Origin of the sequence: Ohtaekwangia koreensis, assembly GCF_900167975.1 — a bacterium.
GTDB classification, from domain to species: domain Bacteria; phylum Bacteroidota; class Bacteroidia; order Cytophagales; family Cyclobacteriaceae; genus Ohtaekwangia; species Ohtaekwangia koreensis.
Map to the genome: position 1 here is coordinate 3,195,364 of NZ_FUZU01000001.1, position 24,777 is coordinate 3,220,140.

General features: G+C 44.7%; 13 protein-coding genes. 2 read left to right on the top strand and 11 right to left on the bottom strand.

The window, feature by feature from the left end:
- Positions 1-92: 92 nt before the first annotated feature.
- The 7 genes from B5Y40_RS12565 to purT form a co-directional block, all read right to left on the bottom strand.
- On the bottom strand, positions 93-461 hold the full coding sequence (locus B5Y40_RS12565) for a DUF983 domain-containing protein (protein WP_079686996.1): 369 nt from the start codon (positions 459-461) through the stop codon (positions 93-95).
- Positions 462-530: 69 nt separating this feature from the next.
- On the bottom strand, positions 531-1,424 hold the full coding sequence (locus B5Y40_RS30020; RefSeq protein WP_079686997.1) for an AraC family transcriptional regulator: 894 nt from the start codon (positions 1,422-1,424) through the stop codon (positions 531-533).
- Positions 1,425-1,541: 117 nt separating this feature from the next.
- Positions 1,542-2,072: an ankyrin repeat domain-containing protein gene (locus tag B5Y40_RS12575; protein ID WP_079686998.1), complete on the bottom strand. Its 531-nt coding sequence runs from the start codon at positions 2,070-2,072 to the stop codon at positions 1,542-1,544.
- Between the two features lie 29 nt (positions 2,073-2,101).
- Positions 2,102-3,133, bottom strand: a complete 1,032-nt coding sequence (locus B5Y40_RS12580; protein WP_079686999.1) for an NAD(P)-binding domain-containing protein — start codon at positions 3,131-3,133, stop codon at positions 2,102-2,104.
- Between the two features lie 62 nt (positions 3,134-3,195).
- Positions 3,196-4,713, bottom strand: a complete 1,518-nt coding sequence (locus B5Y40_RS12585) for a catalase (RefSeq protein ID WP_079687000.1) — start codon at positions 4,711-4,713, stop codon at positions 3,196-3,198.
- A 390-nt stretch (positions 4,714-5,103) separates the two neighbouring features.
- Positions 5,104-5,478, bottom strand: coding sequence for a TerB family tellurite resistance protein (locus tag B5Y40_RS12590; RefSeq protein ID WP_079687001.1), 375 nt, complete (start codon positions 5,476-5,478; stop codon positions 5,104-5,106).
- A 53-nt stretch (positions 5,479-5,531) separates the two neighbouring features.
- Positions 5,532-6,734 (bottom strand): formate-dependent phosphoribosylglycinamide formyltransferase, encoded by a 1,203-nt coding sequence (gene purT / locus B5Y40_RS12595; RefSeq protein WP_079687002.1) that lies wholly within the window; start codon positions 6,732-6,734, stop codon positions 5,532-5,534.
- A 434-nt stretch (positions 6,735-7,168) separates the two neighbouring features.
- Here purT and B5Y40_RS12600 point away from each other — a divergent pair, with 434 nt between their 5' ends.
- On the top strand, positions 7,169-8,266 hold the full coding sequence (locus B5Y40_RS12600; RefSeq protein ID WP_079687189.1) for a family 20 glycosylhydrolase: 1,098 nt from the start codon (positions 7,169-7,171) through the stop codon (positions 8,264-8,266).
- A gap of 75 nt (positions 8,267-8,341) precedes the next feature.
- Here B5Y40_RS12600 and B5Y40_RS12605 read toward each other — a convergent pair whose 3' ends face one another.
- Positions 8,342-10,777, bottom strand: coding sequence for a serine hydrolase (locus B5Y40_RS12605; RefSeq protein WP_079687003.1), 2,436 nt, complete (start codon positions 10,775-10,777; stop codon positions 8,342-8,344).
- Positions 10,778-10,986: 209 nt separating this feature from the next.
- Here B5Y40_RS12605 and B5Y40_RS12610 point away from each other — a divergent pair, with 209 nt between their 5' ends.
- Complete coding sequence (locus B5Y40_RS12610) at positions 10,987-12,012, top strand: DUF6588 family protein (protein WP_079687004.1); 1,026 nt, start codon at positions 10,987-10,989, stop codon at positions 12,010-12,012.
- Between the two features lie 219 nt (positions 12,013-12,231).
- Here B5Y40_RS12610 and B5Y40_RS12615 read toward each other — a convergent pair whose 3' ends face one another.
- The 3 genes from B5Y40_RS12615 to B5Y40_RS12625 all read right to left on the bottom strand — a co-directional run bounded on the left by B5Y40_RS12615 (position 12,232) and on the right by B5Y40_RS12625 (position 24,734).
- Complete coding sequence (locus B5Y40_RS12615) at positions 12,232-20,166, bottom strand: Ig-like domain-containing protein (protein ID WP_079687005.1); 7,935 nt, start codon at positions 20,164-20,166, stop codon at positions 12,232-12,234.
- Between the two features lie 299 nt (positions 20,167-20,465).
- Positions 20,466-22,898, bottom strand: a complete 2,433-nt coding sequence (locus B5Y40_RS12620; RefSeq protein ID WP_079687006.1) for an ABC transporter permease — start codon at positions 22,896-22,898, stop codon at positions 20,466-20,468.
- Positions 22,899-23,036: 138 nt separating this feature from the next.
- The gene (locus tag B5Y40_RS12625) at positions 23,037-24,734 is read right to left on the bottom strand and encodes a sodium:solute symporter family protein (RefSeq protein WP_079687007.1); all 1,698 of its coding nucleotides are present in this window, start codon (positions 24,732-24,734) and stop codon (positions 23,037-23,039) included.
- Positions 24,735-24,777: the final 43 nt, after the last annotated feature.

Consider the following 24,777-nt stretch of genomic DNA (forward strand, 5'->3'; position numbering starts at 1 on the left):
TTTAGGGCTAATACTTTTTTACCCTCACGATCATTTCCTGCCCGCTTGTCTTATGCGTTGATCTGCATGATGATAAGCTTTTGAACCAGAGCTTACTTGTGAACTCTATAGGAAATAAAAAGATTGATCCACGCGGCACGCGACATTCTGAAATTTAGTGGCAGCACCAGAATGGAACCCAGGATCATAAACACGACATACGTCCATGTTCCGGGATCATACGTGTATTGCAACACCAGGTATACAAGCACGAAGACTACTACCTGGAATGCATAACTGAAATACATCGCACCAAAATAAAAGGATGGCTCTTGTATAAAATCCAATCCGCATACAGGGCAATTCTTATGCATACGCGAGAAGGCAGGGCTCCAAACAGGGTGAGAGAACATGTCGCCTTCCTGGCAGCGCGGGCATTTCTGATGCAGCACGCTATATAGTTTTGTTCCTTTGTTAAACATCTTTTTCAGTATTTATCTCACTGTAAAAAACGCTCTCCAAGAACAAAAAGTTAGCGCACAGATTATCGTTTATATAGCACGGTTTAGCTGTTCACGAAATTGCTCGGGTGTTACACCAGTATGTTTTTTAAAAAAGCGAATAAAGTATGACGCTTCCGTGAAGCTCAGTTTATCGGATACCTGGCTAATGGTTAGATCAGAATAGGCAAAGTATCGTTTGGCTTCCAGTATAACACGCTCCTGAATCAATTCACTGAGTGTCTTTCCCAGCATTTGTTTACAGAGATTGTTGAGGTATGAGGCAGACAAGTTCATGAGCGAAGCATAGACATGGGGTTGCTTCAGCTCGATATAGTGCTGATCGATCAACTCCTCAAGCTTTCGTAACTTGAAAGTGGTGTTGACGGAGTTTGTTTTCTTTTCAAATTGATAGTGCTTAACAAGCTTCAGTAAAATGATATCGAGGTAACTTCGAAAGAGTGGCAGACCAAGCTCACCTGACTCCATATACTCTTTGGCCATTTCACGGATGATCAGATCGATGACAGGCTCCGTATTTTTCCCAAGTTGAATGTGAGCGTGCGGGTTAGTGGATTTGAAGAAAGGAAATTCCAGCAAGTGCTTCTCACTTTTTTCCATCTGATAAAACTCCGATGTGAAGAAAAGAATAAAGCCGTCAACATCTGCGCTTAAATTCCAGGAATGTACCTGACCGGGTGTCATCAGAAAAAAACTATTGGGCTTAACCGGATACGTAACAAAGTCGATGGTGTGATCGCCAGTCCCGTTGGTAATATATAGTATCAAATAGAAATCGTGTCGGTGCGGCTTGCTCACAAAGGCGTGATCACGTAAATGTGTGCGAAGGTCTTCGATATAGAAAGAATGTTCTTTTGCCTTCTTGCTAAAGGAATCAAGGCAATATACCGGTGTATCAGTTTTTGGTCTGGAAGTCCGGGCCATTCTTAAATATAGTTATGCGTATACCGTGTGTTGTAAAGTTAGTTTAAATTTTACATTTGCTTCAAAGAAGTATATCGGATAGTGATTGCAACGAACAGGCTACTACTTCTCTCCTCTTTACTTCAATGGTAAAGATGGTGCAGACAGCACGGCAATGATCTCCTCGTTTCCCTGGAGCTGAGCATGTTGTAAGGCAGTCTTCCCTGTATTATCAACGAGTCGCGTATCTGCGTTTGCCTTCAACAGAAGCTTAACAATCTCAACATGTCCAAAGGTAGCTGCGAACGTAAGCGCAGCCGCTCCGTTGTAGTTCACCTGGTTGATGTCAGTGTGATGTGCAATTAATAATTCTGCCAGATCGGTATAGCCACGGAAACATACACCCATCAAAGCCGTGTTGCCCATGCGGTCTTGCTTATTTGAATCAGCGTTTGCTGCTAGCAGCATGCGGGTCGCTTCTACCTGGTGATTATATACTGCAATGATCAACGGTGTTGATCCGCGGGCATCGGTTGTATCCACCGATACACCTTGCTGTATATATAGCTGTAGCTGCTGCACGTCATTGTTGCGCGCAGCCGAAAATATATCCTGCCCTTGCGTTGTCAGGGTTGTAATAATGATCAAAGCAAAAATGCGTAGTGTCATTTGTTGATAGTGTTGTAAGACTAGCGATATTATCTGGAAGTATATTCGTTTACCGATGAGGCGAAAAGTCGCAAAGACCTGTCTGATATCCACTTCCGGTAAATATCACTTTCCTCTTCAATAATTTCCCTTGCAGGGACAATGGCCTTTGACTGTAACGCGTCCTGCAAGTCGCGCTCTTCACCCAGGTCATCGATCGAGAAGAACGTAAAGTTCTCTTTATGCTTCAGATCTATACTTTTATAGGTTGTAAGATCGATCAGTATCTGGTTGTCAGCCGGATTCAAATCCGCTTCCGTAAACAGTCCCTGTACGGAAGCCCCTGATACAATTACATCAAAGGATGTAACGTGTGATCTGAAATTTTCAAAAGGGAGCATTTTTATATTAAACCGACTAGCCAATGCAACAGCGCGTTCATTCGTACGATTCGTGATCGTAACGTTGTATCCCTTTGCCGTAGCATACTTGAGAAAATCAGCAGCGATTTCACCCGCACCGGCCAAGAGTATAGATACATTGCCGGCAGGTTGCATGATTACATTCCTGATCTTTTTAAGCGCTATAAAACTGATAGACCGTGAACCGGTATGCAATGTCGTTTCATTGTGAATTCTTTTATAGCTTCTGAATACAGCCTGAAAAAGTCGTTCAAGAAGCGTAGTGATTCCATCAGCCTCCAGACTTTCGCGGTATACATTTTTAAGTTGCGCTATAATTTGTTTGTCGCCCATCACCATGGAATGAAGTCCATTGGCAACCTCCATGCTATAGGATATACCCTCCTCCTGCGAAATCACCTCGAACAATTCCTCCGGTATTGCAGATCCCTTGAGTTGCTGCATCGCTGAGATAAATTGTGTGGGCGAAAAATCCGCATTCGTCTCCAGGTAAAATTCAGTGCGGTTACAGGTCGATAGTACCATGCCTCCGATCAATCCCCGGGTTGTGCGCATGTTTGCATACCATTGCTTTCGTTCCTGGTCATCAAACTGAAATGCTGACCGGATATCGAGCGGGGCCCGTTTATAGGACAATGAAAGTATCGTTATCGTATTCATCAGGAGTATAAAAGGTAGCTGCCTGTGGTATATATATACCTGCAGGCAGCCTTTATAAATAACTAGAAAAGTTTTTCTACTTCTTCACGGGTAAGTTTCAAGGCAGCAGCCAGACGTTTGCCATAATCGGCATCGGCCATATAGAAATAGCCAACCATCTTTCTTACAACATCTCTGTTCTTCACCTGCGACAGATCACCCGTCAGGTTCTTGATCAGATTTACTTTGTCTTTTTCGGAAAGGCTTCTATAGAATTCACCTGCTTGCTTAAAATCATCAGGCTTGGATATTTTCTGTTGTACACTTGCCGTGTTGGTAAATGTACTTGGCGAATATTTATACTGATTGTTGTCCGGTAAATTACTGCTTGTTACGGAAGGCTGATAGTTTACATCCGAGTTTTCATGGCGATTGCTGAATGCACCGTCCTGGTTGTTGGAAGCAACAGAAACCTTCGGCGCATTCACCGGAAGCTGCTGAAAGTTTGCTCCAATGCGGTAGCGTTGTGTATCAAAATAAGAGAACAGGCGACCTTGCAATAATTTATCTTCCGATGGTTCAATACCCGGAACGAGTGTACCGGGAGCGAATGCTGATTGCTCAACTTCTTCAAAGAAGTTTCCGGGTATCTGATTGAGCGTCATCCTTCCAACCAATACCGGTTTGGCGATTTGCTCAGGCCATATTTTAGTAGGGTCGAGCGGATTGAAATCAAGTTTATCAAAAGCAGATGCTTTCAGTAACTGTACATATAGATCCCATGAAGGAAAATTGCCTTTTTTAATGTTGTCGTATAGATCTACCGTGGCATGCTGAAAATCCTGCGCCTGCATTTTGGCTGCATCTTCTGTCGTCAGGTTGCGTACACCTTGCTGTGTTTTCCAGGTATACTTCACATAGGTCACTTCACCTTTATCGTTGATCCATTTGAAAGCATGTACACCTGAACCGTCCATCTCGCGATAGCTTGCCGGTATACCTAAATCAGAATATACCCGTGTAAGCATGTGCGTTCCTTCCGGTACATGCGAAAAGAAATCGAACACACGGTTGGGATCCTGCTTGTTATAGATCGGTGATGGCTTGAAAGCGTGAACCATGTCCGGAAATTTCATGGCATCGCGTATGAAGAAAACAGGGAGGTTGTTTCCAACCAGATCATAATTACCTTCATCGGTATAAAACTTGGTGGCAAATCCTCTTGGGTCGCGAAGCGTTTCCGGTGAACCGGAACTGTGTACCACCGTTGAGAAGCGCACAAACACCGGAGTCTTTTTACCTTTCTCTTTTAAGAAAGATGCTTTCGTTATGGCTGAAAAATTATCGGCTGCTATAAATTCACCATACACACCAACACCACGAGCATGCACCACACGTTCAGGAATACGTTCGCGGTCGAACGCTGCAAGCTTCTCAATCAAATGTATATCTTCGAGTAGTACCTGACCATTTTGTCCTACAGTTTTTGAATTTTGGTTGTCGCCAACAGGTGCACCGGTATTGGTAGTAAGATGCTGTTGTGCGTAGGCCCCTATCGCCAGCAACAAGCTTCCCGACAGGAGGAGAATTCGTTTTCTCATAATGGGTAGATTAAGAATGTTTAATTTTTGTGAGCTCAAAAGTCAATCATTACCCTGCACTGGACAAAGCGATTTTATTTATTGCCAAATAGGCAATCTCTATAACACCTCAAAGAAGTGGTGATTATGGGTATAAATACCTTATTATAGGTTATAAAAATAAATTAGACGTACGTCATTTGGCCGAAGCGGAACTGAAGATATACTCCGAAATATTTCAGAAAGAGAATATTCCTTTTAGAATTTAAGAATATTAAAGCCAATCGTGAATGATCAGCGGTGAACTTTTCTTTTTCTTGATGAAACTATATATATACTGGTATAACAGAATGAACGAGCATATATACTTATTCATTTCCAGGTATCGCAGACTATTCTATAGAGGAAGGACTATTCACTCTGCTTGGCCAGCAGTTCGAGTTTTGCAGTATGCATGTGAATGATCTGATCAAGTTCCGTTTGAGTAAAGCCAAGCTTTTCAGATACCATGGTGATTAATTCAAGTTCTGCAGGAGCAAAATCACCGTCAACATACGCCAGCTCGATCATGTCTTCGAGTTGTTTTTCGCGCTCGTGATTATTTTGTGGAATTAGAAAACGGTATTCATGACCACGCTCCAGCATCAGGTTGAACCGATCCAACGGCAGCCCTAAATCATACGCAATCTTAAAGAGGGCAACTCGCTCCACTTCTTCAATTTTACCATCCGCGGTGATGAGGGAAACCAGATTTCTGAAGTGTTCAAGTTTAGTAGGATCGATCATGGCAGGTTCGTAACAGCCTCTAAAGATAGGCAGAATTAATTTTAGTTATACAGTTACGCAAGGCTATACACAATATTATTTGCAGCCGCGTTCGCCTTTAACCGCGCTTCCTCAATGGTTGCTCCTTTTGCCAGACATACTCCCATGCGCCTTTCCCCTTTTACTTCCGGCTTTCCAAACAGGCGAAGTTGTGTATCCGGTTCTGACAGCGCTTTTTCAAATCCAGTAAAAGATATATTGGCAGAATCACCCTTCACTAAAATCACCGCTGATGCCGATGGCCCCAGCTGCCGGATCACCGGGATCGGCAATCCCAATACAGCGCGCACGTGCAATGCAAATTCAGAAAGATCCTGCGAGATCATCGTCACCATACCGGTATCATGAGGCCGCGGTGATACTTCGCTGAAGTATACAACATCACCTTTTACAAAAAACTCGACACCAAAAATTCCATGGCCACCGAGTGCGTCCACAACGCTGCGTGCTATAGCTCGTGCATCGACAAGGGCTTTCGTTGTCATCGGGTGTGGCTGCCACGACTCCTGGTAATCGCCATGCTCCTGCCGATGACCGATCGGATCACAAAACGATACTCCATCTCTATGACGAATTGTGAGCAAGGTGATTTCATAGTCGAAGTCTACAAATCCTTCTATGATTACACTGCCGCCACCGCTGCGACTTCCCTCCTGCGCATAGCGCCATGCATAGTCTATATCTTCTTTTGATTTCACTACGCTTTGTCCTTTGCCCGATGAACTCATAATGGGCTTCACGACACAGGGAAAACCTATTGTAGTAACAGCATCTGTAAATTCCGGTTGAGTATTTGCAAATCTATAGGGTGAAGTTTTCACCTTGAGTTTTTCCGCAGCCAATGTCCGGATCCCTTCACGGTTCATGGTGAGTCGCGCAGCGGTAGCAGTAGGGATCACGTTGAATCCCTCCTTCTCTAATTCCACCAATGTCGCGGTGGCAATCGCCTCAACTTCTGGAACGATATAGTTTGGTTTTTCCTTTTCAATGATGTCACGCAACGCTGTACCATCGAGCATGGAAACAGTATAGCTTCGATGGGCAACCTGCATGGCAGGTGCTGAATCATAGCGGTCAACGGCGATAACCTCAACTCCATAGCGCTGAAACTCAATGACTACTTCTTTACCCAACTCTCCCGAGCCAAGCAACATAACTTTTACTGCCGATGAGGTTAACGGTGTTCCGATAGAAACAGGTTGCGTAGATGAGCCCATGAATTTATACGTTATAGGAAAAGCCCACAATATAGAGACATTGTCTTTACATCAGCAAATCAGGAGATTGCTTATTTCCCTGCGATGTGACTCCGGTATAGTAAACGTGTCAATACTTTCTGAATATATACTTTACATCACCAACGGCAATCATGCGCGGCTTTCAATATTACGTAGCAGGGAAAATTATTGATCACCCTACACGCTCCCAACGCCCGAATGACATCGCCGCACTTGAGCTTTAAAAATAAGATGGAATTAAAATTCCCGATTCTCTGAATGCGTTGTCAGGGAATTACTATACCATCGCTATCGCTTTTTTACCAATGGTATAATTTAAGTCGAAAACATTCCAGTGTGTTCATGTGTGTTTCCTGGATATTTCTCTTGCCAAAGCAATATTTATATCTTCGTATACACCCAAAAAAAATGTTATGAAACTATCTCTTCGCGTAGTGTGTATGGCAATGCTTGTATGCATACAAACTATACATGTGCATGCGCAACAAAAACAAATCACTACACTTCCTGTACGAGGCTTCTGTATTGCAGCGCCTGTTCCATCCGGTGTTGATACATTTGTGAAATTTATAAAAGAAGAACTGGCAACCCGCCAGGTAAACACCTTGATTCTGCGTGTAGACTATAATTATCAGTTTGAGCAACACCCTGAGTTGCGTGACAGCATTGCACTTTCAAAGGCTGATATCAAAAAGCTCGTTCGTGTTTGCAAGGAGTATAACATCCGTCTCACTCCCCAGATCAATTTACTGGGTCACCAGTCGTGGGCAGGCACAACGCACAACCTGCTGCGCGCCTATCCGCAGTTTGATGAAACACCACATGTAAAGATGCCCGCTAAATATGTATGGCCGAATGCTGACGGACTATATTGCAAAAGTTATTGCCCGCTACATCCGGATGTACACGGAATCGTATTTTCATTGGTGGACGAAATTTGTGATGCCTTTGAAAGCAATGCTTTTCATGCCGGTATGGATGAAGTGTTTTACCTCGGTGATGATAAATGTCCGCGCTGTGGCGGTCGTGATAAAGCAGAATTGTTTGCGGGCGAAGTTCGCACCATCCGTGATCATCTCCGGCAGAAGAACCGTGAGCTATGGATTTGGGGCGATCGGTTGCTGGATGGAAAAACTACAGGCATGGGTATGTGGGAAGCAAGCTTTAACAATACACATCGTGCTATAGACATGGTACCGAAAGATATAGTGATCTGCGACTGGCACTATGAGCGTGCGGATAAGACGGCGGTATATTTCGCAATGAAGGGATTACGAGTGATTACCTGCCCCTGGAGAAATCCACAGGTTGGTGCTATACAAGTTGCCGATATGGCAACCTTCCGCAAGGATGCTACGCCTGAACTAAAGGAAAATTACCTAGGAATTATGCAGACCGTCTGGTCGGATGCCGAAAGCTTTCTGACTGGTTTCTATGGCAAAAAGAAAGACGGCAAAAGCAATGAAGAGAATACCCCGTGGAATTGCTTCCGGGTAATTTACTCTAAATAGTACATATATAGCTAAATATAATGAGCGCAACGAATTGAGTTTCGTTGCGCTCATGCTATATATGAATCTATCTTTTTATTCTACGCGTGAAGATTCTTTCTTCTGCCCTGCAAGATCAACAATAAGCTTGCTGACCTTTCCCGCGGGTTCGCGAACAAACGTCAACCGTGCATTGAGCTCCTTCACTGTAAATTCTGTTTCCGACACAGGGAAGATTTCATACTTCGGCTGGTTTGTCGCCTGCACAAACAGCTTACTATTTTCATTGGTGACCGTGATAAAAATATTATTACCATAATCGTATTTTCCGGCATAGGCCGTATATAGCTCCGGTTTTATACTCACAATCACATCGTCCTTTAGTTTCTTGGCATCAATTGCAAATGCACCTTGCACAAAATGACCGTGCGTTATAGTTCCCTTTTCGTCCTTTATAAACTTTATACGTGCTTCCACTACTTTCCAGAAAAATTCGTCCGGACCGGAAGGAAATATAGGGAACTTAGGCTGTCCTGAAAGCTGCGCGAACAACTCCTTGCCTTCCGCAGTGATCGTCATGACTGCACCGTTTTGAAAATCATAGCGGCCAGCATATATACTTACGTCTACATCTGGAACGGATGCTACTGCGTAGGAATTTTGCTTGGCCATTTTATCCCACAGGAAATACTCCGCCACGGTATAGGGGTTCATATTCACTTCGGGTGGAACCAGGTTGCTTAACAAAACAACCGTTACATTCTCCTTGGGAAAGCGCACCAGTTGTGAAGTGAATCCGTGCAGTCCGCCACTGTGTCCAATCGAAAGCAATCCTCTATAGGTATTCATTCCCCAGCCATATCCATACTCTCCGGACGAAGGTGTTTTTCCATCGTTGAGCACTACAGAAGTAAAGGCGGCATTTATACTTTTCTCATCCAGCACTTTGCCATGAAATACAGCTTCATTCCATTTGTACAGATCTTCTACTGTGGAGTATAAAGCTCCGGCACCACCGGCCCAGTTCATGTTCCAATTCAACGCCAGCAGATAGCTATCATTCTCACGTGTATAGCCGAGTGCTTCTTTGTCAAGGCTGATCCATGTTGCATACACCCCGGTGTTATACATATGGAGCGGCATGAAGAATGTTTCTTTTAAATACTGCGCATAATTTTTACCGGATACTTTTTCGATAATATACCCCAGCAGGAAATAGCCTGAGTTGTTATACCGGTATTGTTCACCGGGATTGAAATCATAGGGATCGTTTTTAAAATAATTGATCAACTCCTCTGGGCTCACTGGCTTCAAGACGCGGGTTAGAAAATCGTCTTTACCGGTATAGCTATGGATACCGGAAGTATGCGTGAGAAGATGGTGCAGGGTTACTTCGCTACCACGAGGAAAGTCAGGTATATATTTAGAGAGCTTGTCGGTCACTTTCAGTTTTCCATCTTCCTGAAGTTTTAAAATTGCCGAAGCTGTGAATTGCTTGGTGATTGAGCCGATCCTGAATTTAGTTTCCGGAGAAACCAATGTCTTACTCTTCAGGTTTGCGTACCCGAATCCTTTCTTGTACACGATCTCTCCATTCTTGGCAACGAGTATAGCTATACCAGGCGATTCTTTTCCTTGCAGTGAACTATATAATCCATCTACCAGCTGTGTGGCGGTTGGCATATTTGTTTTCACGGCACCTTTTTCCAGCAGCAATGCGGCTACATCTTCGCGGCCATTTAATTGCGCAGCGGTCAGTGGCGTCAGGCCAACAGCGTTCTTCTTATTGATATCAGCACGCGCGTTCAACAATGTTGTCACCTCATCGAGGTTGCCCTTTGCTGCTGCCGACACCAGTCGCTCGGACAATGCATCACGGTCCAGGAATCGTATTGTAAAGCCCCAGCCCTGCGCCATGTCCTGCACTTTGATCAGCAACTGATTGCTGCCTTTGACCAGGGACACCGGAATTATATCCTGGTCAGCAGTAACTGCGCGACCGGTCCAGTTCTTATGAACTTGTTTTCCATTGAGCCATACTTTTATACCATCATCACTTCCTACTCCCAGGAATGCAGTCAATGCAGAATCAGTTTTAATTTCTGCCAGCGCATATACCGCAGCGTAGTCAACCTTCTTATAGATAGCATCCAGGTCAATTGCGTCCGTTGTTCCGCTATAGGGTTTCCATGCAAATGATTTTCCTTTCAGAAGTATAGCCGGTATAGGTTTGCCGGCAACAGGAGTAACTTGTGTGAGAAGGTCTTCATTGAAAAAGTTTTCCTGCAATTGCATATCCGGATCACTGGCTGTATCTTCTTTGACCAGGAAAGGTCCGGCTAGCAACCAGTTCTTCATGTACTGGCCGGCTTGTATACCTTTATAGGATGCAATGGCAAATCCTGCATTCGGATCTGCTTTTACCGGGGGCTTCTTTTTCTGAGCTTGCAGCTCCGCTGAAAAAATAAAACATACGAGTGCACACAGGGCTATACGCACGTGCCACCGAAAAAAAATGGTAATTTTTCTCATGTATAGGTTTAGATTGAGGTTTGGATCACTAAATATATAACTTTCCTATATAGCCATAGCAACGGATGTAAAAACATTATGCACAACATTCATGCCCTGTTAACACAAGGTTAACGGCATCCCATATTTATGGGAGGCAGCCGCGATATTCCGATCCAATGCTTTCACTATCTTTGATCTTTTATGGACAATCCTAACTTACCCATTTTATGAAAACTCTACCCCTTTTGTGTATTGCGAGTGTATTGAGTCCGGCGGTTGCCCTGGCGCAGAACGACATCGCTAAATTTTTCCCGGCAGGAAAAGACAATGCAAAAATACTGGTTGGCAACTATATCGAACCGCTGACAAAAGACCTTGGTACACTGTTCAACAACGGATGGTATACTACGGCAAAGACGCACAACCGCTTCGGCTTTGATCTCACGGTTACTCTGAACAACGTTCTTGTTAAGAAAGACGAAAAATATTTTGATGTACCGCAGGGTCTGACAGGATTATCATTCGTGGGAACGACCCAAAACAGTTCAAAGATTCCAACAGCGTATGGTCCTCAAGGTGATATACCCATTTTCGAAAAAACTTCGGAAGGCGCTGTCTTCGAAGGGCCGGATGGATTTGAACCCGGTAAAGATTACCCGATATCTGCTTCAGTACTTCCTACCTTGCAATTGGGTGTCGGTCTTTTCAAGAACACTGATCTACGCGTTCGCTATACTCCCAAGACCACGATCAATGATGTGAAAGCGGGTAACTGGGGCGTTGGTGTGATGCATGACATCAAGCAACATATTCCGGGCATACAAGAGCTTCCTTTTTCATGGTCATTCTTTGCCGGATATACCCAGATGGATGGAAGTGTAGACCTGAGTGGTGAATTTGCAGGATCGGGCCAGAAAGGAGAAATGAACGGTAAAGGTATTACACTCCAAACCATCATCAGCAAGAACTTTAAGATTGTTACGTTTTACGGATCGGTTGGTTATCAGCAATCTTCTATCGAGTATAAGGTTAAGGGTACCTATGAAGTAGGATCTCCGGGAGGAGAATCCGAAGTTATCTTAAGACAACCTTTTACATTAACCGATCCTTACGACTATAAATATACCCAGCAAGGCATTCGCGGAACAGCAGGAATTCAATTCAAGTTTGGTCCTGTAATCTTGAACTCTGATTTTACGCTGGCACACGCGCAGAAATTACTCACAGCCGGTTTCGGATTTACCGTTAACTAGCTTTACAGGTTTTATACTATAAAAGGCTCCTGCTGTTTGCAGGAGCCTTTTTGTTTTGCAGGTCACTTCATGGATTTATATCAACTAAAAGTATAGTATAGTTATTACATCTATACCATCTGCTTCATATGCTTATTTATAACCTGTGTATAAAAAAAGCCCGCAGCCGAAACTGCGGGCTTCACCCTTTACACTATTATACCTAACTAACTACCTACTCTACTCTTTTATGAACTTACGGATTTCACGTTTTCCGTTGGAGAGTTGAACCTGAACAAAGTATACACCTGGCGTGAGACCGAGTTTTGATGTACTCACTTTGTAGTTTCTGAATACACTGGCTTCACCCTGTTCACTGAACATTGCTATACCTTGTGTATTGTGAATGACTACTCCTACATTTCCTTCAACCTTACCTTTCACACGAATGGTGAGTTCGTCTTGTACAGGCACAGGGTAAATGGAAAGTCCAAATATACCAGTCTCTTCACCCAGCTCATCCGATGCGGCCAGGCGCGCGTTGGATGCTCCGTTCACAACTTCGAATGTTACCGTAGTGGGTATACCTGCAGAGCCTGTACCGTTGTAATATGAATACGGAGTGGCTGTCAAAGTATATACACCGGGTGTTGCCGGCCATGGTGTGTCGGATCCGCCAGAACCATTTCCATTCAGTGCGTATGGTGCATTGTTGTCGGTACGGAAATATACTCCGTTCAATTCGAACACAACACTCTTCACGGCACTGCCGCCTGCATTTGCGCGGATGTTGATCTTATCATAATAAGGTTTGCTGATATCGATCACACTGCTGTCTGCGAGGTCTGCTAGTTTAACACCGTTGCTTCTCACAACATCCAGATCCGTTACTGCAGAAGAGTTCAGGATGTGAACAACCGCTTGCAGGCTCTTGCCAGCAGTACCCGTACCGTTGACTCTGGTATAGGCGTTGGCGCGAAGCGTATGCGTACCGGTTGTTAACTGATACAGGAAGTATGGATTGAAGTTATATGGTGGCGTGTTCACCAAATTAGCATTGGTACCATCTTTTATGAATCTGACGCTTCCCACCGCACCCGGATTCGTATTGGCCCGGATGGTAGTGTTGTACAGATCAAATGTACCTACATCCAGGGTCGCAGAATCTGTAAACGTTGTTAACACCTGACCTGTCTGGATATTTACCAGGCTGAAGCTTTCCACACCGTACGGTATAATTGAAACGTGGAACGTAGCGGAATCAATTGCTCCTGTTGAATCCGAAGCGATTACCGGTAGATCGTATTCTCCCGCATGACCTAGTGCCGGGTTAATGTTGTACGTAGCCGTACCGTTGCCACTGCTTACAGGCGTGATGAACGGAAGATTTTCCAGCAATTGTATCGTTACAAAATCACCGTCAGCATCGGTAGCTGTGAAGGTAACATCAAGCGAACCGAGTTCGATCACTTCTGCAGAATCAACTTCTCCCAGTACCGGGGCGTAGTTATCGATAACGTGAAGCGTTACAGGAACGATTACCGGTGAATGATCAGGATCGTTGCTGGAGATGCTCAGGCTGTCGGTATATATACCACCCAGTAAATCCTTCGCGTTAAAGGTAACGGTAACGGTAGCCGAACCTCCGGGAGGAACAGTACCTGATTTAGGATTATACGCTAACCAAGGTGTTGTGGCTGCGCCATCAAATATAGCCAGGTTATCAATGTCCAATGTAGGACCTGCTTCTTCCATGAGCGACAGGATTACAACTTGCTCGATGTCGCCAGCAAATCCTTGTCCGGTGAATACTTCAACACCATCTATATAGATTGTGAAGACAGCCGTTGCGCGCTCTACATCAATCCGGAATTCAAAATAGCCGGATGGCAACGTAGCGTCTATGGGCTGATACGATCCACTGCCCAGGGAATCCTGAACCAATACACTCAGACTTCCGTCCGGTGAAATTTGAAAACGTGTATTGACTAATTCCGCTGTAGGCGATTGAGGGATGATCTGCCAGGTAACATCGCTGCCTTCAACATTCAGTCGTAAACTGGTAGAAGATATAGGCTCTGTTCCAATGGCAACGACAGGCGAGAATGCAAGGGATTGTCCAAGACCATCTGCCAGTCCTCTGAAGTGTTGTGCCCCTTCAAAAGGATTTTCAGATTCAATTGTCCAATTGCTCCACTGACCTTCCCATCCTTCTTGTCCATCGATATCACCCGGTGCAAATTCTTCGAAGCCGGTTACATATAGTTCGATCGCATTCTTCTGCGGTACACGCGATACGAACGCACGTGCATCACGCAGGTTTACCAATCCGGTTGACGGAGTTGTACGCGTTGCTGTTGGTTGTTTTCTTTCTCTTGCTACACTGATCACCGGCACTGCGTCTGGCACTGGTGTATTACCAAATGCATACTTCAATGTGCTCGGACCACTGTTGGATATAGTAAGCGTCTGTGTTGCTGAACCACCTACAGGAAGTTCCTGGTGTAACGAATCAGGATCAACCGAAATGATTGCAGGTTCACGCACTGTCAAGGACGCCACCACGCCAATCAACGGATCTTCTGTTGCATTGCTGCTCACCAATATACCCGCTACATAAGAGCCTGGCTCTATATCCGATGCATCAAAGGTTGCTTGTATTTCTGCTACACCTTGAACCGGCACTGTACCCGTTGCAGGATTTACAGTTACCCATGCGCGTGCATCACCCAGGATCACAACGTCATCGATCTGTGCATACCAATCATAGTCATCGGTATTCGGATCATAATAATGCCAGCGTAAGCGGAAGGAAGTCGCACCACCGTTCAGGTATTCACCCAGCGGTACAGTAACAAATTCTCCCGGACCTTCGCGTAATATACCATGGTCTTCATTCCAGCTTAACACGGTTGTCCATGCACCGCCATCAACCTGTATATCGAGGTCAAGGAAATCCAGTGAAGAATAATTCTGATAGTTTGCATTATACTGTACGGCGATGTTTTTATACCCTGCCGTGCTGATAACCGGAGTGATCAGTTCAGTATCAAATTCTGCTTCGCCAACGGCATCGCTACTGGCCGTAGCTGCTTCGCCTGTACCGGCATAGTTCGATTCTCCGAATGCAGCCGCAAAATCCCACGCAACACCGTTGCCTGCGTTATCGACCACATTCCAGCCTGAAGGCGGGAAGCTTGCATCTTCGAAGTTCTCTTCGAACAAAGCAGCACCGGTCAGAATCTGTATAGAAGATGGCTTTTGTACAGAGGATTTACTAGTCGCTATATCTTTGGCCACTTTATCCTGAAGGCGTTTATCTGTTTTCGCATTGGCAAATTTACTTACCGGTTTAGCAGGAAGCTTCGCTATATCTGTAGCGGCTCCAATTACCTGGAGGCTATACGTCAATGGCCGTCCTCCTGTATTCCAGATCTTGAACGTTTGCGTAGTATCTTCTTTATAGTCTACTATCGCTTGTAAAACTGTAGGGCTGACTTTGATAGCAGGATCCCCTACAACGGTAAGCGTAGCAGGCACCGTAAGCTTCGATCCATCTACATCTATATTTACTGCAGAAGAGTACTTCCCGAATTCCAGGTCTGTAGAATTAAAGGTTACCTGCAATTCAACAGAGGCTCCTGATGGAAGACTTCCGGATGTAGGTGATACGGTCAGGAAATTAACAGCGTCTTCTTTCACGCCATCAATGATCTGAACATCGTCAAGGTCAAGTGTCGGACCAGCTTCCTCCATCAATGAAAGGAGAACAAGTTGCTCTATATTTCCTGCAAAGCCCTGGCCGGTAAATACTTTTACATCATCGATATATACATAGAAGTATGCTGAATCACGATCTACTTCTATAGTGAGATCAAAATATCCCGAAGGTGTTGTTCCGAACGGTTCGAATCCACCACCCCCTGCTCCATCGCTTACCAGCGCACTGGCTACACCATCAGGTCCAAACTGAATGCGTGTATTGACAAGCTCTTCTGTAGGCGATTGAGGAATGATCTGCCAGGTTACTCCCGTACCCTGTATATTCAATTTCGCGGTAACGGTAGATTTAGCTTCTGTGCCGATTGCCACAACCGGTGAGAATGCTAAAGACTGTCCTAAAGCATCTGCTAATCCGCTGAGGTGTTTCGAGCCGCTGAATGGATTGGTGGATTCAATTGTCCAATTACCCCACTGTCCAAACCATCCTTCCTGGTCCGTTATATCTCCGGAAGCAAAGCTTTCAAAATCGGTAGCGTATTGTGCTGTCGAAGCTTGTACAACGGATGCCCTGGAGGCCGCAGATGTATTGCTATAGTGTAACGCTGCTGTACTGGTATAGTCACCACTTTGTCTGGCAGCAGAATTCTGTTTGATTTTCTCCGCCGGACTTGCCGCTGCGCTACGTGCCTGTGTTGCAGGTAGCGTAATTTTTGTAACCGATGCAGTGGCCATTCCGCCCTGAACGGTAACGGTATAGTTATGATCATCGGGACCGTTATTCTTTAATACAAGTGTACGGGTTACGGTCTGATCTTTTTCGAGTTCTTCAACCAGTGAATCCGGTGTTACGGTAAACTCTGGTCCGAGTACGGTAAGTGTAGCCGGTACTGAAACAAGTTCCTGATTAGGAGCATTGCTTGCGATGTCTATCGAAGCGGTATATATACCTGCATCCAATCCGGAAGCATCGAATGTTACTTCCAGGTCAACCTGAGTGCCTGGTGCTACTATACCTTCAGAAGGGCTCACGCTTACAAACGAAGCGCCCGACAGATAATGTACTGCATTCTCATAGAGCGTAGCAAGGTCACCGGTCCACTGAAGCGGACCACCATTACCCAAACTTGGCAATAAATTCAATGCCACTACATTTCCATTGGCTGCCAGGAATAGTTCGTCATTATCCCAGGCTGCTACTGCTGTGGCACCGGGAGCAAGCGATACATTTTGTACATAGCCGGTATATTCAAGTTCGGATACACCTTCAAGCAACGGATGACCTGGAGCAAGAATATCGCCCAGTGTTGCCACTATTTCTTCATCGGTAGTAGAAGGTATAAACGGACCATACTGGTCATCGATAAAACGACCTTCAAGTTTCCATGCATCGTAAGAGTATGCAAACTGATTCACGATCACTTTACCACCCTCATCTATATAGTCTGCGAGCAGATCACCAATCACGGATGGTTCAACACCACCCGAGGCAAGCCACTGTGTGTTGTTAGTAGCAAACACGATATCATATCCTTCGAGGTCTGCCAGCGTTATGGAAGGCAGGTCCGCTTTCGGGTATACATCGGCTTCTATATCATCGTATGCATCCAGTATAGTTTCGACATCCGATACATCGTTATCCGGTGTCAAAATCAATACGTTGGAAACTGCTGCAAGTTGGCCAACTGATTTAAGCTTTACCTGATTGGGATAACTTGCTATAGCACTGCTTTTTTCCGCTATGCCCCTGCGGGTTGTACCGACAGCAGGAACCGCTATAGTTTTCACAACAGCAACCGTAGCCGTAGCTTCTGCCGCTACAGACACCGAATACTCCAGGTTGCTACCGCCCGTGTTCTTCACGGTAAGTATTTTGGTAGAAGTCTTGTCGGTGTTAAGTGTATCAGCCAAAGAATCAGGTGATACTTCAATAGACGGTGCCACAACACCTTCGCCCAGTACAAAGACCGTTAGCGTTGGATGCTGGGGATCATTGGTAGCAATACTCAATGTACCGGAAGAACTGCCTAACGATGAAGCGGTATATATTACGTTCACGGTAGTGTCCTGAAAAGCACCAAGTACAATTGCTGAAGTAAAGTTGGTGGTAAAGTCCGCATTGTCTGAGGTTATACTGGAGACCACCAATGAATCGGAGCCTGCATTGGACAGTGTAATATACTTCGTCTTGGATCCGGTTTCAAAAACGGGACCAAAGTCAAGTGTATCCGGTTCAACGGATGCTATAGGTGCACCGTTGTTGATGACGGTGAGCGTAACGGGAACCACTACGGTATCTGCCAACGGATCGTTGCTGATGATGAAGAGTGCCTGTTCATAGGTTCCTGCCAGAAGTCCGCTTGCATCTATAGTCACAGCAACACCAAGGCTATCACCAGGAGCAACGGAAGCACTGTCCGGTGATACGGCAACAAATCCTTCCGGATCTATAGTACTGAATGAAAAGTTCAGCGTGCCTTGTCCTGTATTCGAAATGGTTAATGTCTGCGTTGATGTTTCTGCTGTTTCCAAGCTAGCGGTTAACGCTGTTGGAGATACTGCAATAACCGGAGGCTGTGCTGTTGCCTGTTGTACTACATTGGAGATCAATGAATAGTTACCAAAAAAATCTGCAGACTTGATGGCGAAGTAATACGTTGTCCCTCCCTGTAATCCTGTCACGGTATATATTTCTGGAGTGCCTGCAACTTTTGGTGTAGGCGGATTCGGCACCGCTGTTGCAGAAGAAAAATTAGCTTCTGTTATAGGGCTGGTCGAATACCGTATATCGTAAGCCGATGCGGATCCATTACCGGGATCCGATGGAGCTTCCCAATACAGCGTAACCGATGTGATGGTAGCATCCGCTGCTTCGAGTTCTGTTATAGGTTCGGGCGCATCGCCATCATCTTCTTGTAACGCTGAGAATGCATTTACTCTACCCGAGCCAAGCTTACCGGCAAAATCCGGATCGGCCGCATCTATATCATCCACCAGGGTTACCAACCGTCCGCGAACCATTTGTGGTGTTAAGCCGGGGCCTCCAAATTTAGAGATGATCAGTGCTGCTATACCTGACACGTGCGGACATGCCATTGATGTTCCCTGGAAGTATGCATATTGTCCACCAGAGACTGTACTCAGTACTCCTTTCGGATCATTGTTAACAAACGTCTCTCCACCGGGTCCTGCTACATCTACCCATGCGCCAAAGTTTGAATACCATGCTTTCTTATCCTGATTCGTAACACCGGATACGGCCAGTGTTGGTTCATAATAACCCGGATAATGTTGTTCATCGCTATCGCTGTTACCAGCGGCAAAAATTACTATACCACCACGCATCGGGCCAACCTGGTTTCCGTTTTCATCCAAACCAGCTTCTGCAATAAAATAATCTATAGCATCGAGTACAGCTTGCTCAAACGCACCGGGATTAGTATATCCCCAGCTGTTCTGAGAAATGACTGCGCCATTATCAGCACCATATATATAGGTCTCTGCAAAACCGCCCGTACCCGAGGCACCGAATGCAGCACACGACATGATTCGTACACCATCGCCAGTTCCGGAACCTCCGGCAACACCTGCTACTCCTAACCCGTTGTTTGTTACTGCGGCAATTGTTCCGCTGGTATGTGTACCGTGATCATCCGGAGCGATCTCTCCGGTATTATCACCAAAACCATATCCGTTAATATCATCTATATACCCGTTACCGTCATCATCTATATTGTTGCCTGGAATCTCATCGGTATTTACCCACATGTTGGCAGCAAGATCCGGGTGATCAACCTGAGCACCACCATCTGTAACGGCTACGATAACAGAAGGCTTACCGGTTTCAAGTCCCCATGCCTGGAACAAGCTGATATCAGATCCGGGAGTTCCTCCTGCCTGGCCTGTATTATCATAGTGCCATTGATTTGGAAGTAAGGGATCGTTGGAAGCACCCGGCAACGTTACGGCTGCACGCATTTCTTTTTCATCCACGCGCACAGGGCCGAAGTCTTTTCGATCGGAACCTATAATTGCCTTTTTATATACCGGCTCAACTTTTTCAATCTGTTCGATTGATCTGAATGTAGCGATGGCTGACAGAACCGGATCGGCTTTATCAATCTCTACTTCATACCAGCGATGCAAACCATATTTACGGTGCTTCGCTTCAAACTTTTCTACTTGTCTGAAAACACGTTTGATTCCACTGACCTTGTGTTTTACCGTTGCCAGATCGATAGACTTAATCCCGGTTAACAGGACGTTGTTCGCGCTCTTGGTATAGCGCGCATTTTCGAGCCGCTGTGCGAGCTCTTCTGTGACTTTAATCCGAAAGACTCCTTGCTCGAGTCCTTGCTGTTGTTGTGCGTGTACATGATTAGAGAGGGCCGCTAACCATACTGCGACCAGCCACACAAATGCAGGTCGCTGAAGGAACCAGTAAAATTGCTTCATCAGTTTTGGGTTATTTAGAGTTATACAAAAAAGACAAAAGAATACACCGGACTTCTCGATCCCCCTCAAAAAATCATTCGCACATGGTTAGAATTAAAATCCGACTGTAGATGATTTGATTAAATATATACTCCGTTATAACGGTGGATTATAACAACGATCAAATCACTCTTGAATGTAGAAAAAAAATTTTCTACAAGACTAACAAGCTATAAAAAAATTATAGTTTTTTTTTGAAAGGTAAATTTACTCTAAGACTATAGATGAATGTTATAACACTTCATCTTGTCCTATAGCATTTACTCCACCCGAAGTGAGCGAACGGGATTCATAAGCGAAGCTTTTAATGCCTGGTAACTGATGGTAGCCGTTACAACAATGAACACCAGTATAAAACTAAGTATATATGTTAAAACATCGATTGATGCGTGGTATATAAAGTTATCAAGCCACTGATTCAATAAATAATAGGACACTGGAACGGCCAGTAAAAAGCCAGCGAGCAGCAGCCAGGCGAAGTCTCTATATATAAGAGTAAGTATGCCAGTGACGCTCGCTCCGAGTACTTTTCGGACACCGATCTCCTTAAACTTACGCTGTACTACAAACAGGACGAGGCCGTATACTCCCAGGCAGGAAATGAGTATGGCAATACCGGTAAAGGATTGTATGATCCTGGCGAAGTTCTGATGATCCTGGTATTGCTGGTCGAGTTGCTCATCTAAGAAATTAAATTCAAATGTCTTCTCGGGAAATATAGCATTCCATTGACCGCGTAGTTTATCAATGGTTTGCTGCACATTGGTATTCTCAAATTTTATACTCAGCATATTAAACTGGTTGGGACTTACCTCCATCACCATCGATGATATAGGCGTTGCCAGTGAAGTGAAATGGAAATCTTTTACAACGCCTACGACTTTCCCTTCTTTGCCCTCGCGATTTATAGTCTTACCCAGCGCTTTTTCTGGTGTGTCCCAATGGAATTCTTTTATAGCACTCTCGTTTACGATAAATGCAGTAGCTTGATCTGTACTGTATTCTTTCGAGAATGACCTTCCGGCAATGATGCTCATCCCATAGGTTTGCAGGAAATCATAATCAATCGACATGTTGGCAATAAAAAGATTATCCTCCCTGGTAAACCCTTCGGGGATTGTTCCGCGGTAGGTTGCTCCTAATCCCGGAGTAGCAGACGATAGCGCAGTTCCTTTTACACCGGTCTGGCCTTCCACAACGTCACGAAACGTTTGAAGTCTTGTGGCATACGCAGAATCTTTACCGGCAAATATACCATTGAGGTTCTGGCTGAATAATGGGATAACGATGACATGATCCTTCTGAAAACCAAGCGGAAAATTATTCAGATACCGGAGCTGCTTCATAATCATGATCGATCCGATCAGCAACGTACAGGCTATTGTTAATTGAAATACTACCAGCACACGTCTCAGCAATTGGCTTCCATAATTTGCCTTCTCTCCTTTCAGGGCATGAACCGATTCGAATTGTGTAATGAAGTATGCAGGGTATCCACCGGCCAGTAACGTTATTACTATCAACAACACAAAGGCTATGGAAAGTAATAATCCATCGGTTACGTATGAGAATAATAATTGCTTGCCTGTAACCTGATTCAACAATGGTAATGTGATATAGAACACCACGAACGATAACGCGAAAGCAACAAAGCAGAATAAAAAGCTTTCAGCCAGGAACTGAATGATGAGTTGATACTTTAGCGATCCAAGAATTTTACGAATGCCTATTTCTTTTATACGCGTGAACGATTGAGCGGTGGAAAGATTTATATAGTTGATGCACGCAATGATGAGCGTGAGTATACCGACACCACCAAATATATAGATCGTTGTCATGGAGCTCGTAGACGAAGGCTCTGCCAGCAGGGTTGACTTCAAATGAATATCTGTTACCGGCATCAACTCAAAGACTTGCCCCACGAGGAAATTCGGTTGCGCATACTTCTTTAGAAATGCATCCATATTCGTATTGACCCGCTGCGGATCAGCACCGGGCTTCAATAATACATAGGTATAGGAATGACTGATGATAAAATTTACAGCGAGGTTGTTGCGCATGGCTTGTGCCGCCTGATCGTTTTCCAGATGATACATACTCTCATAGGGCACAATCATATTAAAACGAAGATGTGAATTCTCTGGAAAGTCCTTCACTACACCGATTACTTTAAAAGAATGTTTACCGCCAAAGATCAGCGACTCTCCTATTGGGTTCTGGTCGCCAAAATATTTGGCAGCCATTTCTTCGTTGATCAATACTGTATAGGGTTCTGTAAGCGCCTTTGCAGGATTGCCTTTTACAAATTGAAACGAGAATGTATTCATGATGCTCGAATCCGCGAAGTATACATTCGACTCTTCGAACGATTCATTGCCTCCATTTTTAGATATGCTTACATTTCTTCCATATACCCGGGCTGCGGCTTCAACTTCAGGAAAGAAGTCTTTCATCACGGGGGCGATCGGTGGCGGAGTGGTGGCGAGCTTCAATCCGTTCGGAGCAGTATAGGCAAGTCTATACAGGCGATCTGCCTTCTGGTGAAATGTATCGAAACTTAACTCGGACCGTATATAGGAAACAATTAGTAAGGATAAAGCTAGTCCACAGGTCAGGCCAATAAAGTTGATTATGGAATAGGTTTTATACTTAAGAATATTTCGTGCAGCGGTCTTGAAAAAATTACGAAGCATAGGATAGGAATTGGAAGTTGTAGTAACGAAAAAAGCGTTGTGAAGACTTTCAGTTTTATGGGAATTGCAAAAAGGAAGTGTTCAGCGGTTAACCGAACCTCAAATTACCGTCACTGGTGGTAGCACAAAATCCAATATTTACGAAGGCGTCTTTTCTTCTGAGGTGAATGTCTGTAGGATGAGTCCGGCAACGATCACGACAGCACATCCTATAATATTGTACAGCAGAAAGGCGATGGTTGTAAAGAAGTAACAATATAGCACGATGCATTGTGCCAGCAGTGCGGCGAAGAATACTGCGTTTGCTTTAACACGCTTTACATAAAAGGCAGTAAGGAATATACCCAGTATAGTGCCATAGAATAATGAACCTACAATGTTTACAAATTGAATAAGGTTTTCGGCAAACGTTGCAAGCATGGCAAAGACCATCGCGAGCAATGCCCACAATACGGTGAACCAGCGCGATGCTTTCAAATAATGGGAAGCCTCTGCTTCCTTCCGAAAGGAGCGCTTATATATATCTACAGTAGTCGTGGATGCCAGTGCATTTAATTCACCTGCCATGGATGACATGGCAGCAGAAAACATTACCGCTAACAATAAACCAATGATACCGTTGGGCAAGTGGTTCAATACGAAGTTCAGAAATATATAGTCGCGGTCCTGCGTTTTTGCACCCGGGATGGCTTTTGCTATGGTAGATTTTACCGAATCACGCAATGAAGTCTCCTGCTTGTATAGACTCTTTACATCCTGGCTTATCGTTTCGATCCTGGCGTCATCCTTTGCATGTATAGCATCCACAAGCTGATCGACCGATTCACGTTTCTGTTCGTGTACATCTATATAGGCCTGTTCGTATGAGCGCAACGTTTCACCTTGCTCTGTCTTTAATGCCTGCTCCTTCAATACTGTATTATTGAATACAGGTGATTGATGAAAAAGATAAAAGACAAAAACCATCACCCCAATAGAGAGGATGATAAACTGCATGGGTATTTTCAGAAGTCCGTTGAAGATAAGTCCTAGCCTGCTTTCCGCTATAGAGGAACCACTCAGGTAACGGGCGACCTGCGATTGGTCTGTACCAAAATACGAGAGGAATAAAAATGTACCGGCTATTAATCCCGACCACAAATTATACCGGTCGCTGGGATTGAACTCAAGGTTTACCAGGTTCAGTTTCCCAAGCGTGCCTGCCAATACAACGGTATCGCTAAACGACACTTTCTCCGGCAGCATGCTATAGGCCAAAATACCTGCCAGGATCATTCCGCTCATGATCACGGCCATTTGTTGGCGTTGCGTAAGACTCACTGCTTTTGTTCCTCCTGACACTACATAAGTAATCACCAATGTGCCGATCAATATCGTTGTAATGGAGGTTGGCCATCCTAATATAGTAGAAAGCACAAGCGCTGGAGCAAAGAGTGTTATACCGGCAGATAGTCCACGAAGAATTAGAAAGAGTATAGCTGCCAGTAACCGGGTCTTTAAGTCAAAGCGTGTTTCGAGATATTCGTATGCGGTATATACTTTCAGGCGGTAATATATAGGCACCATCGTTACCGAGATGATCACCATAGCAATGGGCAACCCAAAATAGAATTGAAGAAAACGCATTCCATCTTCGATGGCCTGTCCGGGCGTTGAGAGAAACGTGATAGCACTGGCTTGTGTTGCCATAATGGAGATACCAATCATCCACCACTTCATGGTGTTATCGCCCTTGAGGTATCCTTCGATGTTCTGGGCACCTTTTGTTTTCAGGATTCCATACAGGACAATGAACGCGATGGTTCCGAACAGTACAACCCAATCCAAATAATTCATGCAAACGTGCGGGTTAGCCAATAATATAAAATGATTTGCGCCA

Coding starts and splice junctions, on each gene's coding strand:
- purT (WP_079687002.1), bottom strand. CDS start 6,734: ATGGGCTCATCTACGCAACCTGTTTCTATCGGAACACCGTTAACCTCA.
- B5Y40_RS12590 (WP_079687001.1), bottom strand. CDS start 5,478: ATGATCGATCCTACTAAACTTGAACACTTCAGAAATCTGGTTTCCCTC.
- B5Y40_RS30020 (WP_079686997.1), bottom strand. CDS start 1,424: ATGGCCCGGACTTCCAGACCAAAAACTGATACACCGGTATATTGCCTT.
- B5Y40_RS12585 (WP_079687000.1), bottom strand. CDS start 4,713: ATGAGAAAACGAATTCTCCTCCTGTCGGGAAGCTTGTTGCTGGCGATA.
- B5Y40_RS12620 (WP_079687006.1), bottom strand. CDS start 22,898: ATGCTTCGTAATTTTTTCAAGACCGCTGCACGAAATATTCTTAAGTAT.
- B5Y40_RS12625 (WP_079687007.1), bottom strand. CDS start 24,734: ATGAATTATTTGGATTGGGTTGTACTGTTCGGAACCATCGCGTTCATT.
- B5Y40_RS12600 (WP_079687189.1), top strand. CDS start 7,169: ATGAAACTATCTCTTCGCGTAGTGTGTATGGCAATGCTTGTATGCATA.
- B5Y40_RS12615 (WP_079687005.1), bottom strand. CDS start 20,166: ATGAAGCAATTTTACTGGTTCCTTCAGCGACCTGCATTTGTGTGGCTG.
- B5Y40_RS12575 (WP_079686998.1), bottom strand. CDS start 2,072: ATGACACTACGCATTTTTGCTTTGATCATTATTACAACCCTGACAACG.
- B5Y40_RS12580 (WP_079686999.1), bottom strand. CDS start 3,133: ATGAATACGATAACGATACTTTCATTGTCCTATAAACGGGCCCCGCTC.
- B5Y40_RS12565 (WP_079686996.1), bottom strand. CDS start 461: ATGTTTAACAAAGGAACAAAACTATATAGCGTGCTGCATCAGAAATGC.
- B5Y40_RS12605 (WP_079687003.1), bottom strand. CDS start 10,777: ATGAGAAAAATTACCATTTTTTTTCGGTGGCACGTGCGTATAGCCCTG.
- B5Y40_RS12610 (WP_079687004.1), top strand. CDS start 10,987: ATGAAAACTCTACCCCTTTTGTGTATTGCGAGTGTATTGAGTCCGGCG.